Origin of the sequence: Phenylobacterium sp. (assembly GCF_965284355.1) — a bacterium.
GTDB lineage: Bacteria > Pseudomonadota > Alphaproteobacteria > Caulobacterales > Caulobacteraceae > Phenylobacterium.
Map to the genome: position 1 here is coordinate 754,283 of NZ_OZ260078.1, position 16,303 is coordinate 770,585.

Genomic DNA, 16,303 nt, shown 5'->3' on the forward strand with positions numbered 1-16,303 from the left:
CCCTGGCGCCCGTCGGATGGGGCGTGCGCCACAGCGCGTCACAGACCTTGCGCTATTCGGCGGCGTTGGCGACCCGAGCCTTCTCGGCGTCCTCGAACGCCTCGATGCGGCGCGCCGTGGCCATCGGCGATTTCGTGAACTTCGCCAGCATGTTGTAGAACACCGGCACCACGAACAGCGTCACCAGGGTCGCGAAGATCGCCCCGAAGAAGATGGTCACGCCGATCGTCTTGCGGGATTCACCGCCGGCCCCGCCCCACACGATCAGCGGGATCGCGCCCGCGGCCGCCGAGATCGACGTCATGATGATGGGACGCAGGCGCAGGCTGGCGCTCTCGATCACGGCCTCGCGGATGCTGAGCCCCTCGTCGCGAAGCTGATTCGCGAACTCGACGATCAGGATGCCGTTCTTGGCCGCGATGCCGATCAGGATGATCAGCCCGATCTGACTGTAGGTGTTGATCGACGAGTCCGCGATCAGCAGGCCGAACAGCCCGCCGACGGCCGCCACCGGCACGGTCAGCATGATGACGGCCGGGTGGATCCAGCTCTCGAACTGCGCGGCCAGGACCAGGAACACCAGCAGCAGCGCCATCGCGAAGGCCAGTCCGATCGAGCCGGACGCCTCGAGATAGTCGCGCGCGCCGCCGCCCCACTTGAGCTGGATGGCCCCAGGCTGCTTGGCCGCCTCGTCGCGGAAGAACTGGATCGCCTCACCCATGGAATAACCCGGGTTGAGCTGCGCGTTCAGCGAGATCGACCGCAGGCGGTCCACCCGCGACCGGTCGGGCGTGTCGCCGCGGATCTGCGTGGTCACCACCGACGACAGCGGCACGGTCTCGCCCGATGACGTCCGGACATAGAGCCGCGACAGGTCGGCCTCGGTCTGGCGATTGTCGCGGTCGGTCTGCAGGAGCACGTCGTACTCCTGGCCGTTCTTGATATAGGTCGTGGCCCGCCGCGAGCCGAACATGGTCTCCAGCGCCCGGCCCACCTGCTGTGAGGAGATCCCCAGCGAAGCGGCCTTCTCGCGGTCGATGTTGACCACCACCCGCGGACTGGTGGGCTCGTAGTCCAGGCGGGGCCGCGCCAGGCCCGGATTGCGGCCCGCGGCCTCCAGGATCGGCGCCATGAACCGCGCGATCTCGGGATAGTCGGTCCCGGTGGCGATGACCGAAAGGCTGGTGCCGCCCCCGCCGCCGCCGCCGCCGCCCGGACCGCCGCGCTGCAGGCCGCCCTCGGCCGAGACGATGGCGCGCACCGAGGTGATCGACGACAGCTCGCGGTTCAGCTTGGCGGCGACGTCCGGCGCCGTGGTCTTGGCGTCGTCGGCCAGGATGGCGTTGCCGCCGCCGGTGTTGAACGAGTTGTTCCCGAACCGCGGCATCGAGAACACGTAGCGCTCGAGCGTGCCCTCCTGGACGTAGCGGTTCAGCACCGCCTCCACCTTCTTGGCGGCCGACAGCGTGTAGTCGAAGCCCGCGCCTTCCGGGCCCATGATCATCACCATGGCGCGCCGGCGATCCTCCTCGGGCGTGAGTTCGCGCGGCAGCACGCTGAACACGCCGAAGGCCGCGACCCCCAGCAGGACGACGAGGGCCGAGGCGCCGAGCGAGACGCCGCGCCGGCCCAGCATGGCCTCCAGCGAGGCGTGGTACGACGACTTCAGCTTGTGCATCGCCGCGTCGACCTTGCGCGCGACAAAGCCCTCGCCCTTCGCCGGGCGCAGCAGCTTCGACGCCAGCATCGGCGACAGCGACAGCGCCAGCAGCGCCGAGAACGCCACCGCCGCGGCCACCGCGACCGCCAGCTCGACGAACAGCCGCCCGATGAATCCGGGCAGGAACATCAAGGGCGCGAAGACCGACAGCAGCACGATCGTCGTCGCCACCACCGCGAAGAACACCTGCCGCGCCCCGCGCTGGGCCGCCACGATGGGCGGCTCGCCCTCGTCGATCCGTCGCTGGATGTTCTCGACCACGACGATGGCGTCGTCGACGACCAGGCCGATCGCGAGCACCAGGGCCAGCAGGGTGAGCAGGTTGATGGAGAACCCGAGCGGCGCCAGGACGATGAACGTCGACAGGATGCAGATCGGCGCGACGATCGTGGGAATGATCGCGGCCCGGGCCGTGCCCAGGAACACGAAGTTCACCAGGGCCACCAGCACCAGCGAGATGCCCATGGTGATCCACACCTCGTCGATCGCGTGGCGCGTGAACTCGGTGTAGTCGACCGACACGTCCAGCTTGGTGCCCTTGGGCAGGCTCGAGTTGATCTCCGTGATCGCCGTGCGGATCCCTTCCGAGATCTCCAGGTCGTTGGCCAGGCTCTGCCGGAAGACGGCGATGCCGACCATGTCGCGGCCGTTCATGCGGAACAGCCGGCGCAGCTCGTCAGGCCCCTCCTCGACGCGGGCGATGTCGCCCAGGCGGGTGATGTAGCCTTGCGCCGCGGTCGCGCCGGTCACGTCGCGGGTCACGCCCTGCGCCGCGCCGGCGCCGGCCGCCGCGCCGCCGAGGGCCGCAGAGCCCTGCGTCTGGGTGGCCGTGCGCGAAGGCACGATGGGCATTCGGGCGAACTGTTCGGGGGTCGCGTAGCCCCGGGCCACGCGGATCGTGAAGTCCTTCGCGGGCGCCTCCAGCGAGCCGGCCGGCAGCTCGGCGTTCTGGCTGTTGAGGGCCGTCTCGACATCCTCGACGGTGATCCCGCGCGCCGCCATGGCGTCGGGGTTCAGCCAGATGCGCATCGAATAGAACTGGGCGCCGCCCACGCCGACGTTGGCCACGCCCGGCACGGTCGACAGCCGCTCGACGAGGTAGCGCTGCGCATAGTCCGACAGCGCCAGACGATCCATCGTCGTCGACGTCAGGTTCAGGAACATGATCGGCGACGAGTCGGCGGTCGCCTTCTGAATCTGCGGCGGGTCCGCCTGTTCCGGCAGCTGCGCCGAGACGCGGCTGACCGCGTCGCGCACGTCGTTGGCGGCCGCGTCCAGGTTGCGGTTCAGCTTGAAGGAGATGCTGATGCGCGACGAGCCGTCGCGCGAGGCGGAGTTGATCCGGTCGATGCCCTCGATGCCGGCGATCTGGCGCTCGATCACCTCGGTGATCCGCTCCTCGATCACCTCGGCCGAGGCGCCCCGATAGCTGGTCGAGACACTGACGACCGGCGGATCGACGCTGGGCAGTTCGCGCACCGTCAGCGACGTGAACGAGGCGAAGCCCACCACGCACAGGATGATCGCCGCGACGGCGGCGAAGACAGGCCGCCGGACCGAGATATCGGAGAGCATCATGCGGCGGGCCTCCCGGTCGGCCGCGGTCCCTGCGGGGCGGCGCCCGCCGCCGGCGGTCCGGCCTTGCCGGGTTCGGCGCCCACGCCGGGGCCCCGCGCCACGCGCACCGGCTGGCCGGGCTGGATCTTGTTCAGGCCGTCCGCCACCAGTTTCTCGCCGGGTCGCACGCCGTCCACGATCTCGACGAAGCCCTGCTGACGCACGCCGGTCACGATCGGGCGCTGCATGGCCATCGTGCGCCCTTCGCGCTCGGTCAGGACATAGACGAAGGCGTTGTCCGCCTGAACCGAGACCGCCGACTCCGGCGCGCTGGCGCTGTTGCGCTGGCCACGCGAGACGCCCACGCGCATCAGCATGCCGGGCTTGAGCTTGCCCGAGCCATTGGCGAACTCGGCGCGGGCGGTGATGGCGCGGGTGCGCTCGTCGACCCGCGTGTCCAGTCTGGCGATGCGCCCGACGATGGTCTCTCCGGGATAGGCCTCGGCTGTGGCGAGCACCGTCTGGCCCTCGCGCAGCTGGGCGAGGTAGCGCTCGGGCACCTGGAAATCGACCCGCATCACCGAGGTGTCATCGAGGGTCACGATCGGCGCGCCGGGATTGACCAGCGCGCCCGGCGCCACGTCCGAGAGGCCGACCACGCCGGCGAAGGGCGCCCGGATGACCCGGTCGTTCTGGCGGGCCTTGGCGGCGGCCACATCGGCCTGCGCCGCCCGCCAGGTCGCCTCGCGCTGATCCACCAGCGCCTTGGAGGTCCAGCCCTGGTCGCCCAGGGTCTTGTAGCGGTCGTAGGCGCGCTTGGCCTCGACCAGCCGGGCTTCGGCCTGGGCCACGCCCGCGTTTTGTTCGGTGTCCCGGAGCTCGACCAGCACGGCGCCGCGCGCCACGCGCTGGCCGTCGCGGAACCGCACCCGGTCGACCAGCTGGGTGGCCGCGGCGGTCAGGGTGACCGACTGGCGTCCCTTGGCGACGCCCAGAACCTCGATGGTGTCTTCGAACACCCTCGGCTGGACCACGGCGACGGAAACCATCGTCATCGGGCCGCCGCGACGGCCCCCTGGACCGCCCATGCCGCCCGGGCCGCCTGCGCCGCCGCCCTTGCCCTGGGCCATGGCGCCGCCGCCGGGCGCTCCGCCCTCGCCGCCGGGCTTCTTGGAAAGCACCTTGAACCCGCCCGCCACCACCATGACGGCCAGGACCAGGACGGCCGCAATGAGGAAGAAATGGCGTCTGATCAACCGACTGGGCTCCGTCGTCCGCGAACCGGCGGACGCTTTACTGGTACAAGAGCGGCGCTCTTAGGACGCTCCTTACACGTGGTCCAGTGACAGGAGGATGGCTCAAGGTTGCGGTCCTGAAACGTGGCCCGCAAAGGCAAACGGGCGCCCACTAGACGGGCGCCCGCTCAATCCTGTGACTGCCGGAGGGCGTCAGGCGTCGTAGCCGGGCAGTTCCCGGTCGAGCTTGCGCAGGCAGCCGGGCCAGGCCAGGGCCCCGCCGATGCCGCGCGCGACCTGCGACCGGACCTCGGCCTGCGAAGCTTCGGGCGCGATCAGCACCTTGTCGCGGCCGCCGCTCATCGCCCTCACCTGCATCGTGCAGGCGCGTTCCAGGTAGTACATGTGGACCCAGCAGTTGGCCGCGGTGTCGCCGACCGCCAGCGTGCCGTGGTTCCTCAGCAACATCATGGACTTGTCGCCGATATCGGCCACCAGTCGCTCGCGCTCGTCGTGGTTCAGGGCGATGCCCTCGTAGTCGTGATAGGCCAGCCGCGGCAGCACGATCAGCGCGTGCTGCGACAGCGGGAGCAGGCCGTCGGCCTGGGCGGCGACCGCCACCCCGTCGTCCGAATGCAGGTGCATCACGTACCGGGCGTCCTCGCGCGCGGCGTGGATCGCCGAGTGGATCGTGAAGCCCGCCGGATTGATGAAGTAGGGCGTGTCCTGAAGGATGTTTCCGTCCAGGTCGATCTTCACCAGCGACGACGCGGTGATCTCCTCGAACAGCATCCCGTACGGATTGATCAGGAAATGGTGCTCGGGCCCGGGAATGCGCGCCGAGATGTGGGTGTAGATCAGATCGTCCCACCCATAGAGCGCGACCAGGCGATAGAGCGCCGCCAGATCCACGCGGGCCTGCCACTCCTCGGCGCTGACCTTGCCCTGCAGCGAAACGACGCCAGTGACGGATCCGTCGGCCATGGCCGTTCTCCCAGTTAGTTTCCGTTGTTCACTTGAGGGTCGCGCCGCAGCGCCGAGGCGTCAAGCTCGCCGACCAGACGGGCCACCTCCCCCACGGCGCGGGCAAGGCTCGCCGGGTCGTCGGGAACCAGCCGCACAGTGCCGGCCAGCGTCCGGTCGTGGCGCTTGCGCGAGCGGTCGTAGGCCGGATCGTAGTGCAGGACCATGATCGCCTGGGCCAGCTCGGCCAGCGCCCCCTGCTCCGCCATCGCCTGCCAGCTCGCCAGCCGCTTGGCGCTGATCCGGATCGGCAGCCGCGCGAAGATGTCGTCCAGCGCCGGTCGGTCGGCGACCACATCGGCGTAGGCGGCGGCGAGGTAGCGCGCCCGGTCGGCCGCCTCGGCGACCAGTTCGATCCGCGGCGCCTCGGCCAGGCGGGTCCATAGCGCGGGCGGGATCATGCGCTGGCCGATCTTGCTGGACTCGGCCTCGGCGACGACGACGCGGCCGGCATCGAGTCCGTCCAGAACGCCCAACAGGCGGCTCTCGAACAGCTTCTGGCTGGGCTGCGGTCGGCCCGGCAGCGCCCCGAACAGCGAGCCGCGATGCGCCGCCAGTCCTTCCAGGTCGAGGATCTGAAACCCCGCCTCGCCCAGCCGGCCCAGCACCTCGGTCTTGGCCGATCCCGTATGGCCGTCCAGCAGAACGAAGCGGTGGTCCAGGGTCTGGTCGTAGAGCCGGCGCACCACCTCGCGACGATAGGTGCGGTAGCCGCCGGTCAGCACGCTCGTGCGCCAGCCCACCTGACTGAGGATCGTCGCCATGGCCCCTGAGCGCATGCCGCCACGCCAGCAGTAGACCAGCGGGCGGAAACTGCCCGGCTTGTCGGCCAGCGCGGTCTGCAGATGGTGCGCGACGTTCCGGGCCACATAGGCGCCGCCCACCCGGCGGGCCTTGAAGCGGTCGTCCTGGACGTAGATCGTGCCCACCTCGGCCCGCTCGTCGTCCGACAGGACTGGCAGGTTCACCGCGCCCGGCAGGTGATCCTCGGCGAACTCCCCCGGACTGCGGGCGTCGATCACCATGTCGTACCGCGACAGCGCCGCGGCGGAGACATCCTCGGTGACCTCCAGGCTCATGACGGTGCTATAGCCCGGTTTCCGCCGCTGGAGAGTCCGCATGTCGCAAGTCGTCCGCCTGACCTCGCTCGCCCACGGCGGCGGTTGCGGCTGCAAGCTGGCGCCCGCGGTGCTGCAGGACATCATCAGCCGCGTCCCTGCCGCCGCGGCCTTTCCCAACCTGCTGGTCGGGACCGAGACCTCGGACGACGCCGCCGTCTGGCGGCTGAACGACAACCAGGCCCTGGTGGCCACCACCGACTTCTTCATGCCCGTCGTCGACGACCCGTTCGACTTCGGCCGCATCGCCGCGACCAACGCGCTCTCCGATGTCTACGCCATGGGCGGGACGCCGATCTTCACCCTGGCCATCGTGGGCATGCCGGTGAACGTCCTCGACCCCGACACCATCGGCCGCATCCTGGCCGGCGGCGCGTCCGTCTGCGCCACGGCCGGCGTGCCGGTGGCGGGCGGCCACTCCATCGACAGCGTCGAGCCGATCTACGGCCTCGTGGCCCTGGGCCTGGTGCATCCCGACAAGGTGCTCACCAACCGGGGCGGCCGCCCAGGCGACGTCCTGATCCTGACCAAGCCCCTGGGCGTCGGCGTGCTCAGCGCCGCGTTCAAGCAGGAACGCCTCGACGCCGACGGCTACGCCGCCCTGATCGGCAGCACCACGAAGCTGAACGTCCTGGGCGCGCGCCTCCCCGACGTGGCGGGCGTCCACGCGGTCACCGACGTCACCGGCTTCGGCCTGATCGGGCACGCGCTGGAGATGGCCAACGGCGCCGGCCTGACCGCCGTCATCGACGCCGCCGACGCGCCGCTGCTGCCAGGCGTCGAAACGCTGGTTCAGGCGGGCGTCCGCACCGGCGCCTCCACCCGCAACTGGGCCAGCTATGGCGCCCGCGTCCAGGGCGCCCCAGACGACTGGCGGCGCGACCTGCTCACCGATCCCCAGACCAGCGGCGGTCTCCTGATCGCCGTGTCGCCCGACGCGGCCGACGAGGTCCTCACCCTCGCCCGCGCCGACGGCTTCGACCACGCCGCCGTGGTGGGCCGGCTGGTCGAAGGACCGCCGCGAGTTCAGCTGGTCTAGCGGGCGCTTCGCTGGCCGACGTCGGCCATCGACCCGTTGCTGACCTTGGCTGGCAGGGCGACAGTGTCCGCAGATGATTTCGTCTCGGGAGGGACGCCTTGAGCGTTGCTAACTTGCTATCTGAAGCGACGAACTTCGCCGTTGTGCAATTGCCAGGTCGGGCTTATCCGGGCGTCGTCTTCCAGGGCGATAGCCTCGCGAGCCTGATTGGCGACATCGCGGAGGCGGCTGGCGAACCCGATCAAGAAGAGCGATGCAGCGTTGTTGGCGATCCTGGAGCATCTACGAAGCGTGCAAGCCCACTATGAGTCCGTGCTGGTTCGACACAACATCTCACTTCCCTACGATAAGGCCTAAGCCCGCTCGCAACCCATCGCCGACGTTCGCCACGGCCGCTGACGGGGCATAGCTCAGAAGGGCCGCCTGCGACGCTCACGCCGATGTCCGCATTCGACCCGTAGCGGACATTGCCGGACGGTCACCAAACGAGCGCAACAGGCTCCGCCTCTGCGTCGGCGACTTCAAAGGCTTTGAGCAGGTCGCGCGCGCAGTACGCGCGCCAGCCAAGCCCCGCACCGAACTGCAGAACGGTCGCGTCGATGGTGGACTCGTCTTCGTCCCGGGCCATCTGGTCGAAGAGATCGCCAGGCACCGCTAGCTGTCCATCGACCTCCGCGCTGTACCGACGCAAGAGCGGCAGAAGAAGCCGCGCCTCATCTGGTTCGATGAGTATGTGGTCGGACGCGTCCTCCAAGGCGGACTTCACGCGCGCAATAGCCTCGCCTTCGTGCGTGGAGGCCATCGCCTCCATTCCCGCCAGGACACCCTCAAATGCCGAACCCGACTTGTCGTCGCCGGAAAACGACCCGCAGTAGATGTTAATGCCGCCCATGCTCGTCCCGCCGCCAGTCGCAATGATCGCCCAAGACGGACACCATGCGGAATGTCGGCTGTCCACCCGTGGGCGACTTTGGGGGCGTCCACTGGCGGACTATCGCTGCAGCACGGAGACCAGGCCGTCTCTAAGTTCAGATGGCTTGTGGCGGTAGTTGGGTCCGGCGATCCAGCGGTCGCCCCAGTCATCAGGAAGCCCGTTCCCCACGGGCTCCTGGATGATGAGAGTATCGTCGCGACCATCCCATACTACCCGGATGGGCCTGCCGTTTGCTGTCCCTCGGATGAGCCAGCTTCCGAACGCCTCCGGCGTGGATCGCGCTTCGTGCACGTTAAGGCCAAGATCGCGCATCAGCGCGCGGCTCGCCTCGAAGTCTGGTCGGTCGTTCATGGCAGAGCTTACCTCGTCAATGACCGCCATCCACCCATCGCTGACGTTGATGCGCCCGCGACGCTGATCGCGACGTCTACCTGTCCGCCACCTCGTCCTTGATCATCACTGGCGCCCCATAGCCCAGGCCGGACATCCGCGCCGCCTGGGTCCTGGCGTCGCCGACCACGACGTAGGTCATGGCGTCGGTGCGCAGCTGCTTGGCCGCGATGGCCTGGACCTTCTCCACCGTCATCCCCGACACCACCCGCGCTTCGGCGCGCAGGTAGTCGCGCGGCAGGCCGTAGTCGCCGATGTTGGCCAGGATCTTCAGCTTGGCCGCCGGCGTCTCGAACGCACGGGCGTTGCTCTTGCTGATGAAGGCCTTCGTCACCTCCAGGTCCTGCGCCGTGAAGGTGCGCCCATAGTCATGCACGATGTCGCGGATCAGCGTCGCGGCCTCCAGGGTCACGTTGGCGCGCACCGGGCTCGTCACCTGGAACGCGCCGTCATAGGCTCCGCCGCGGAACGTCGAGCGGACGCCGTAGGTATAGCCCTTGTCCTCGCGCACCTGCTGGATCAGGCGCGAGGCAAACCCGCCGCCGCCCAGGACGTAGTTGGCGACCCACGCCGGGTAGTAGTCCGGATCGTCCCGGCGCAGCGCCGGGTAGCCGAACTGCAGCATCGACTGCTTGGCGTCGGGCAGGTCGTAGAACACCACCCGCGACGCCGACGGCGGATCCGGCGTGGGCGGCTTGGGCGCCTTGGCCCCGCTCGTCCTCCAGCGCCGGCCCAGATCGCGCAGGGCCGCGACCGTGCCGTTACGGTCGACCGCCCCGACCACCCGGAACCGGGCCAGGTTCGGGGCGATGGCCCGGGCGTGGAGCGCCTTGAGCTCGGCCATGGTGAGCGCCTGGACCGACGTTTCCGCCCCCAGCGGGTTCAGCCCCAGCGGATGGTCAGGGCCGTAGGTCACGTGGCTCATCACCCGCTCGGCCAGGGCGGGCGCCTCGGCGCGGCGGCTCTGGATCGCGGCGACCGTGGCGGCCTTGGCCAGGCGCAGCTCGGCCTCGTCCCACCGCGGCTCGAGGATCATGTCCCGGAGCAGGTCCATGGTGGGGGCGAAGTTGCGCGCCAGGGTGCGCCCGCTGATCAGGAACCGCTCCTCGCTGGCCGTAACCGTCACATCGGCGCCCAGCCCCTGCAGCGCCTGCTCGAACTCGGCCCGGGTGCGCCGGACCGTGCCCTTGGTCAGCATCTGGGCCAGCAGGTTCGCCGCGCCGGGTGTCTTCGGGTCGTCGAACAGTCGCCCGCCGTCGATCGAGAGCTCGAACGTGGCCAGCGGCAGTTCGCGATCCTGCATCCCCATCAGCCGCAGGCCGTTCGGCAGGCGCGCCTCCCAGATCGGAGGCGTCTTCACCTGCGGCGGCGGCCCGTACGGCGGCTCCACGGTGCGGTCGAAGCTGGAGGCGGTGCGCTTGTAGACGGCCTGCCCGGCGTCGGGGTCGACCGGCTTCTCGGCGCCCTGGACGATCCGCTCCTCGACCACCCGCGCCAGGGTCGCGCCCTGCACCGCCAGCTGCGGCTGGTCCCGGGGCACGAAGCTGGCCGCCACGTGCGGACGCCCCTTGATGTAGGCGCGGTAGACCCGCTGCAGGTCGGGGGCGGTGACGGCGCGCAGCATCGCCAGATCCTTGTCGGCGAAATCCGGCGTCCCGGCATAGACGTCGTAGCGGGCCAGGTTCCGCGCCTTGCCCAGCACGCTCTCGAAGTTGCGGTAGAACTCGACCTCGCGCCGGATCTTCACCCGCGCCAGGTGTTCGGCCGCGACACCCTCGCGCTCGAAGCGCGCGAAGCCCTGGTTCACGCCGGCCCGCACGCGGTCCAGGTCCACGTCCTTGAACGCCGTGATGACCAGGTCGTGCTCCCCGGCCAGCACGCCGTCCGAGACCTGCGGCGTCACCTTCGCGGTGAGCTTCTGCTCCTCCACCAGCACCTTGCTGAGCGGCGCGTCCTTGCCCTGCGTCAGCAGGTCGAACAGCAGGGTCAGCGCCCAGGAGTCCTTGTGGTGCCGCGGCACGGTGGGCCAGGCCAGGGTCAGTTGCGGCAGCTCGGCGAAGGCGTCCGGATAGTAGACGTTCCGGTTCGCGCTCAGCCCGGCCCTGCGCGGCTGCAGCCGGGGCGCGGCCGTCCCCTTGGGAATTTCCCCGAAGTACTTCTCGACCCAGCCTCGCGCCTGCACGGGGTCGAAGTCGCCGGCGATCACCAGCGTCACGTTCCCCGGCCCGTACCAGCGCCGATAGAAGGCCTTCACATCGCCCAGCGTCGCGGCCTCCAGGTCGGCCATCGAGCCGATGAGGGGCCAGCTGTAAGGATGGTCACGCGGGTAGAGCTGGGCCGCCACCACGTGCTGGGCGAAGCCGTAGGGCTGGTTGTCGTAGAGCTCGCGCTTCTCGTTCTTGACGACCTGCTTCTCCTTGGCCAGCACCGGGTCGGTGACGGTATTGATGAAGAAGCCCAGCTTGTCGGCCTCGGCCCAGATCATCTTCTCCAGGGCGTCGTTGGGCACCGTCTGCAGATAGTCGGTGATGTCGCGGTCGGTGGAGCCGTCGGCCCCCGATCCGCCCACCCGCGCCGACAGCTTGTCCAGCCCGCCCTTCCCCAGGTTCTCGCTCTCCAGGAAGAAAAGATGCTCGAACAGGTGGGCGAACCCCGTCCGCCCCGGCGTCTCGCGCGACGACCCCACGCGCGGCGCCAGGACGACGGCGGTCACTGGATCGGACCGGTCGACGTGGAAGACCACGTGCAGGCCGTTCGCCAGGGTGAACTGCTGGACCGGCGCCAGCTGCCCGGTCGGCGGCGGCAGACGCGCCGGCTGGGCCGCGGCCGAGGTCGCGAGCAGCAGCGCCGCCGCCAACCCCGCCGCCCACGATCCGCCCAGCCCCATGCCGTCTCCCTACGCGACGCGGCCGGACGTTAGAGGCCGGCGGCCCCCGCTGCCAAGCTTTAGCCCGCGCGCACCCGGTTCACCGCGTCCAGCCAGCGCGCATAGGCCCGCTCGCGCGGATCGGCCGCCATCACGGGCCGGTAGCTCTCGGTCTTCGGCCGCGCGGCCGCCGCCTCTTCGACGTCGCGGTAGACGCCCGCGCCCACGCCCGCGAACAGCGCCGCCCCCAGCGCGGTGGTCTCCTCGAACGTGGCGCGGCAGACGCCGACGCCGGTCAGGTCCGACAGCCGCTGGCTGAACCAGGCCGAGCGCGCCATGCCGCCGTCCATCCGCAGCTCCACCTCGCCCTTGAACGCGTGCGGCGCATCGGCCCGCATGGCCTCGATCAGGTCGCGGGTCTGCAGCGCCGCCGCATCGAACGCCGCCCGGGCGATCTCGGCCAGGCCGGCGTCGCGCGTCAGGCCGAAGATCCCGCCCCGGGCGTTGGCGTCCCACCAGGGCGCGCCCAGGCCGGTAAACGCCGGAACCAGCACCACGCCCAGGTCGTCGCGCGCCCCGGCCGCCAGCGCTTCGGCCGCCTTGGGTCCGCCCTGGACGCCCAGGCCCTCGCCCAGCCACTGGATCGCCGCGCCGGCGATGAAGATCGCCCCCTCGAGCGCATAGGTCGTGCGCCCGTTCACCTGCGCCGCCACCGTCGTCAGCAGCCGCGCCTGCGAGACCGGCGCGGCCTCGCCCGTGTTCAGCAGCATGAAGCAGCCGGTGCCGTAGGTGGCCTTCATCTCGCCCGGCCGGATGCAGCCCTGGCCCATCAGCGCCGCCTGCTGGTCGCCCGCCACGCCGCGGATCGGGATCGCCCGGCCCAGGATCGGCGCATCGGTCTCGCCGAAGTCGCCCGTGCAGTCGCGCACCTGCGGCAGGATGTTCAGCGGCACGCCCAGCATCTCGCCCATCTCGGTCGACCACTCGCCGGCGCGGATGTCGTACAGCAGCGTGCGCGAGGCGTTGGTGGCGTCGGTGGCGTGCACCCGCCCGCCCGTCAGCTTCCAGATCACCCAGCTGTCGATGGTCCCGGCCAGCAGCTCGCCCCTCTCCGCCGCCGCGCGCGCGCCGGGCACATGGTCCAGCAGCCAGCCCAGCTTGGTCCCCGAGAAGTAGGGGTCGAGCAGCAGGCCCGTCAGCTCGGTGACCCGCGCCTCGTGGCCCGCGTTGCGCAGCGCCAGGCACGCGGGCTCGGTGCGGCGGTCCTGCCAGACGATGGCCTTGTGGACAGGCTTGCCGGTGGTCCGATCCCACAAAACGATGGTCTCGCGCTGATTTGTCACGCCGATCGCCGCGACGTCGGAAAGCGGCCGTCCGGCCTTGTCCATGACCGCCCGCAGCGCCTTGACGGACTCGGCGAAAATCTCCTCGGCGTCGTGCTCGACCCACCCGTCCCGAGGGTAATGCTGCTCGAGAGGGCTGCCCGCCTCGGCCAGCGCGCGCCCGTCGGCGGCGAACAGAATGGCCCGTGTGGAGGTGGTGCCCTGGTCCAGCGCCAGGATCAGCGGGTCGCCCATGGTTTACGATTCCCTAACCGCGAAGTGACCCGGCTTAAGCATGTCTTCACCGCCCCGCGCCAGAGTCCGCTTAGCCTGGATCGAACTGTAGAACATAGGAGACCCGGCGTGAGCTTCGCGATGAGCAGCGAAAGTCTGCTCGACCTCGCCAAAAGCCGCCAACCGGCGGATCGAGAACGCCTGTTGTTGGCGATTGCGGACCTGTGCGACACGCCCCACGCCGGTGAGGCGATGAAGTCGGGCGGCATTCAGATGCTGCTGTCCTCGATCTTCATGAGCCTGGTCGTCGAGGCCGAGCGCGACATCCGCCACCGCCTGTCCGAGAAGCTGGCCGCCGCCGACTGGGCGCCGAACGCGCTGATCAACGTCCTGGCGCTGGACGATATCGAGATCGCCCGCCCCATCATCGCCCAGAGCCCGGTGCTGCAGGACGCCGACCTGATGCGCCTGCTGGTCGAAGCCACGATCGAGCACCAGATCGAGGTTGCGCGCCGCCCGCACATCTCGGAAGCCGTGGTCAGCGCCATCCTCGAGCAGTCCGAACCCGCCGTCCTGACCGCGCTGGTCGGCAACCACACCGCCGAGCTGTCGCCCAAGGACATGCAGGACCTGGTCGAGGCGTCCCGCCAGATCGCTGCCCTGCGGACGCCGCTGTCGCAGCATCCCAAGCTCACCGGACAGCTGGCCAAGCGCCTCTACCTCTGGGTCGGTCTGGCGCTGCGCAAGGGTCTCGCCGACCGCTTCCGCCTCGACGTCGCCGTTCTGGACGAGGCGCTCGCCGCTTCGATCAACGAGGCCCAGGCCGGCCACATCACGCCCTCCTCCTCCGAGGCGGTCCCCCGCATGACCCGCGAAGGCGAACGCGAGGTGATGGAACAGCGGCTCATCGACAAACTCTACGCCGCGGGCCAGCTGCGCCCCGGCTACCTGGTGCGGGCGTTGCGGGAAGGCCGGCTGGGCCTCTTCGTCGGCGCCCTGGCGATGCTGGGCCGCTTCGACACCGCCCACGTGCAGGCGACGCTGGATTCCGACCGGCCCGAGCTGCTGGCCCTGGCCTGCGCGGCGGTCGGCATCGACCGCAGCGTGTTCCCCGACATCCTCGAGATGACGCGCCAGCTCAACAACGGCCGCCCCGGCGGCGGCGCCGACGGGGCCCGCAAGGCCTCCGTGGCGTTCGCGCCGGTGTCGCCGGAAGTCGCGGCGTCGGCGTTCCGACAGGCCGCCCGCTCGCTCGCCGCGTAAACGTCAGAGTGTCGCAAACGCCTGTTTGACAGACGGCGGGGCTTCGGCCCTTCTGGCGCCCGATGCCGAACCTGTTCGTGACCCGACTGACCTTCGTCGCCAGCACCCGCCCCGAGGCGCAGGAGGCGCGCGACAAGCTGGCCGCCCGCTATGGCGACGCGGGGATCGACAACGCCCAGGTGATCGTCGCCCTGGGCGGCGACGGCTTCATGCTGGAGACGGTCCACGCGCTGATGGCCTCGGGCAAGCCGATCTACGGCATGAACAAGGGCTCGGTCGGCTTCCTGATGAACGAGTTCGCCGACGACGACCTGCTGGGCCGCATCAACTCGGCCGAGCAGGCCGAGATCCACCCGCTGCGGATGCAGGCCGTGGACGTCGACGGCCAGACCCACGAAGCGATCGCCTTCAACGAGGTCAGCCTGCTGCGGACCACCCGCCAGGCCGCCAAGCTGCGCATTTCGGTCGACGGCAAGGTGCGGCTGCCCGAGCTGATCTGCGACGGCGCCCTGATCTCCACCCCGATGGGCTCGACCGCCTACAATCTCTCGGCCCACGGCCCCATCATCCCGATGGATTCCAAGATCCTGGCGCTGACGCCGATCAGCGCCTTCCGCCCGCGTCGCTGGCGCGGCGCCCTGCTCGCCCACAATTCGCGGATCCGCCTCGAGGTGCTGGAAGGCGCCAAGCGCCCGGTCAGCGCCGTGGCCGACAACTTCGAAGCGCCCAACGTGCTCGAGGTCTATGTGGCCGAGGACCGCGACGTGAAGGTGTGCATGCTGTTCGACGCCGGCCGCAGCCTGGGCGAACGCGTTCTGGCCGAGCAGTTCTCGGTCTAGTGCGCCGGGTCCGCCCCCTCCCAGGCGCCTGCGAACTTCGGTCCGGGCGCCGGCCTGCGGCGCCTTTCCACATCCACAGTTGAGCTTTCGCCGCTTATTAACCGCTTCACCCTATTCTGGCTGGCGTTCCGCTGGGAGAGTTACGTGAGCGATCCGAAAACCGGTCAGTTCCAGACCCCCAACGCCATGCGCCTGCGCGTGGGCGGCGGCCGGCTGGGCGCCATCGATCCCGCGGCCATCGCCAAGGCCGAAGCGGCGCTGAAGAGCCTGTCGGGCAACTTCACCCAGTGGCTGAACGACGAGATCGCCAAGCTCGAGACCGCGCGTGCGGCCATCCGCGACGCGGGCCAGACCGCCGAGACCATGGAAAGCCTCTATCTGCGGGCCCATGACCTGAAGGGCCTGGGCGCCACCTACGGCTTCCCGCTGATCACTCGGATCGCCGGCCTGCTCTGCCGCCACATCGACGACAAGGCCAAGCGCCTGGACGTGCCGATGACCGTGATCGACGCCCACATCGACGCGATCAAGACGGCCGCCCGCGACGACATCAAGACCGACGACCAGCCCGCCGGCCAGGCCATGCTCCAGGCCCTGGAAGCCCGCGCGGCCTGAGCGGCCCCTTCCCTCCCTTGACGGGGAGGGACAGGCGCCGAAGGCGCCAGGGTGAGGAAGTCTCGATCCTCCCCACCCGCAGAGTTCTGGCCCACAATCCCTCACCCTGGCCGCTCACGCGGCCTGTCCCTCCCCATCAAGGGAGGGA

13 protein-coding genes are annotated in these 16,303 nt (G+C 70.0%); 5 read left to right on the plus strand and 8 right to left on the minus strand.

From position 1 onward, the window contains the following. Positions 1–52: 52 nt before the first annotated feature. The 4 genes from ACQ66R_RS03785 to mnmH form a co-directional block, all read right to left on the minus strand. On the minus strand, positions 53–3,295 hold the full coding sequence (locus tag ACQ66R_RS03785) for an efflux RND transporter permease subunit (RefSeq protein ID WP_430426197.1): 3,243 nt from the start codon (positions 3,293–3,295) through the stop codon (positions 53–55). Beyond that, the gene (locus ACQ66R_RS03790) at positions 3,295–4,533 is read right to left on the minus strand and encodes an efflux RND transporter periplasmic adaptor subunit (RefSeq protein ID WP_430419373.1); all 1,239 of its coding nucleotides are present in this window, start codon (positions 4,531–4,533) and stop codon (positions 3,295–3,297) included. The genes ACQ66R_RS03785 and ACQ66R_RS03790 overlap by 1 nt, the downstream gene beginning before the upstream one ends. 192 nt (positions 4,534–4,725) lie before the next feature. Continuing rightward, complete coding sequence (locus ACQ66R_RS03795; RefSeq protein WP_430419375.1) at positions 4,726–5,496, minus strand: class II aldolase/adducin family protein; 771 nt, start codon at positions 5,494–5,496, stop codon at positions 4,726–4,728. 14 nt (positions 5,497–5,510) lie between these two features. Further along, the gene (gene mnmH, locus ACQ66R_RS03800) at positions 5,511–6,614 is read right to left on the minus strand and encodes a tRNA 2-selenouridine(34) synthase MnmH (RefSeq protein ID WP_430419377.1); all 1,104 of its coding nucleotides are present in this window, start codon (positions 6,612–6,614) and stop codon (positions 5,511–5,513) included. A gap of 40 nt (positions 6,615–6,654) precedes the next feature. On the opposite strand from mnmH, the gene selD reads away from it, so the two are divergent. Together selD and ACQ66R_RS03810 are read left to right on the plus strand one after the other, a co-directional pair. Continuing rightward, on the plus strand, positions 6,655–7,692 hold the full coding sequence (selD, locus tag ACQ66R_RS03805) for a selenide, water dikinase SelD (protein ID WP_430419379.1): 1,038 nt from the start codon (positions 6,655–6,657) through the stop codon (positions 7,690–7,692). Positions 7,693–7,805: 113 nt separating this feature from the next. Continuing rightward, the gene (locus tag ACQ66R_RS03810) at positions 7,806–8,000 is read left to right on the plus strand and encodes a DUF6959 family protein (protein ID WP_430426199.1); all 195 of its coding nucleotides are present in this window, start codon (positions 7,806–7,808) and stop codon (positions 7,998–8,000) included. Positions 8,001–8,170: 170 nt separating this feature from the next. Here the strand turns inward: ACQ66R_RS03810 and ACQ66R_RS03815 are convergent, their stop codons facing one another. From ACQ66R_RS03815 to glpK, 4 genes are all read right to left on the minus strand, one after another. Beyond that, complete coding sequence (locus ACQ66R_RS03815) at positions 8,171–8,584, minus strand: hypothetical protein (protein ID WP_430419381.1); 414 nt, start codon at positions 8,582–8,584, stop codon at positions 8,171–8,173. A gap of 99 nt (positions 8,585–8,683) precedes the next feature. After that, positions 8,684–9,007 (minus strand): hypothetical protein, encoded by a 324-nt coding sequence (locus tag ACQ66R_RS03820; RefSeq protein WP_430419383.1) that lies wholly within the window; start codon positions 9,005–9,007, stop codon positions 8,684–8,686. A gap of 46 nt (positions 9,008–9,053) precedes the next feature. After that, positions 9,054–11,903 carry a M16 family metallopeptidase gene (locus ACQ66R_RS03825; RefSeq protein ID WP_430419385.1) on the minus strand — a complete coding sequence of 950 codons (2,850 nt, stop codon included), beginning with the start codon at positions 11,901–11,903 and terminating at the stop codon, positions 9,054–9,056. 59 nt (positions 11,904–11,962) lie between these two features. Further along, positions 11,963–13,459, minus strand: coding sequence for a glycerol kinase GlpK (gene glpK / locus ACQ66R_RS03830; RefSeq protein ID WP_430419387.1), 1,497 nt, complete (start codon positions 13,457–13,459; stop codon positions 11,963–11,965). 108 nt (positions 13,460–13,567) lie between these two features. On the opposite strand from glpK, the gene ACQ66R_RS03835 reads away from it, so the two are divergent. The 3 genes from ACQ66R_RS03835 (at position 13,568) to ACQ66R_RS03845 (ending at position 16,155) form a co-directional block, all read left to right on the plus strand. Then, on the plus strand, positions 13,568–14,701 hold the full coding sequence (locus ACQ66R_RS03835; RefSeq protein ID WP_430419389.1) for a DUF2336 domain-containing protein: 1,134 nt from the start codon (positions 13,568–13,570) through the stop codon (positions 14,699–14,701). 62 nt (positions 14,702–14,763) lie between these two features. Continuing rightward, on the plus strand, positions 14,764–15,540 hold the full coding sequence (locus ACQ66R_RS03840) for an NAD kinase (protein WP_430419391.1): 777 nt from the start codon (positions 14,764–14,766) through the stop codon (positions 15,538–15,540). 186 nt (positions 15,541–15,726) lie between these two features. Further along, positions 15,727–16,155, plus strand: a complete 429-nt coding sequence (locus ACQ66R_RS03845; RefSeq protein WP_430426201.1) for an Hpt domain-containing protein — start codon at positions 15,727–15,729, stop codon at positions 16,153–16,155. Positions 16,156–16,303 lie beyond the last annotated feature (148 nt).

Bases quoted from the DNA above. Each gene is read 5' to 3' on its own strand.
- ACQ66R_RS03815 (WP_430419381.1), bottom strand. From the start codon at position 8,584: ATGGGCGGCATTAACATCTACTGCGGGTCGTTTTCCGGCGACGACAAG.
- ACQ66R_RS03785 (WP_430426197.1), bottom strand. From the start codon at position 3,295: ATGCTCTCCGATATCTCGGTCCGGCGGCCTGTCTTCGCCGCCGTCGCG.
- glpK (WP_430419387.1), bottom strand. From the start codon at position 13,459: ATGGGCGACCCGCTGATCCTGGCGCTGGACCAGGGCACCACCTCCACA.
- mnmH (WP_430419377.1), bottom strand. From the start codon at position 6,614: ATGAGCCTGGAGGTCACCGAGGATGTCTCCGCCGCGGCGCTGTCGCGG.
- selD (WP_430419379.1), top strand. From the start codon at position 6,655: ATGTCGCAAGTCGTCCGCCTGACCTCGCTCGCCCACGGCGGCGGTTGC.
- ACQ66R_RS03845 (WP_430426201.1), top strand. From the start codon at position 15,727: ATGCGCCTGCGCGTGGGCGGCGGCCGGCTGGGCGCCATCGATCCCGCG.
- ACQ66R_RS03820 (WP_430419383.1), bottom strand. From the start codon at position 9,007: ATGGCGGTCATTGACGAGGTAAGCTCTGCCATGAACGACCGACCAGAC.
- ACQ66R_RS03825 (WP_430419385.1), bottom strand. From the start codon at position 11,903: ATGGGGCTGGGCGGATCGTGGGCGGCGGGGTTGGCGGCGGCGCTGCTG.
- ACQ66R_RS03840 (WP_430419391.1), top strand. From the start codon at position 14,764: ATGCCGAACCTGTTCGTGACCCGACTGACCTTCGTCGCCAGCACCCGC.
- ACQ66R_RS03795 (WP_430419375.1), bottom strand. From the start codon at position 5,496: ATGGCCGACGGATCCGTCACTGGCGTCGTTTCGCTGCAGGGCAAGGTC.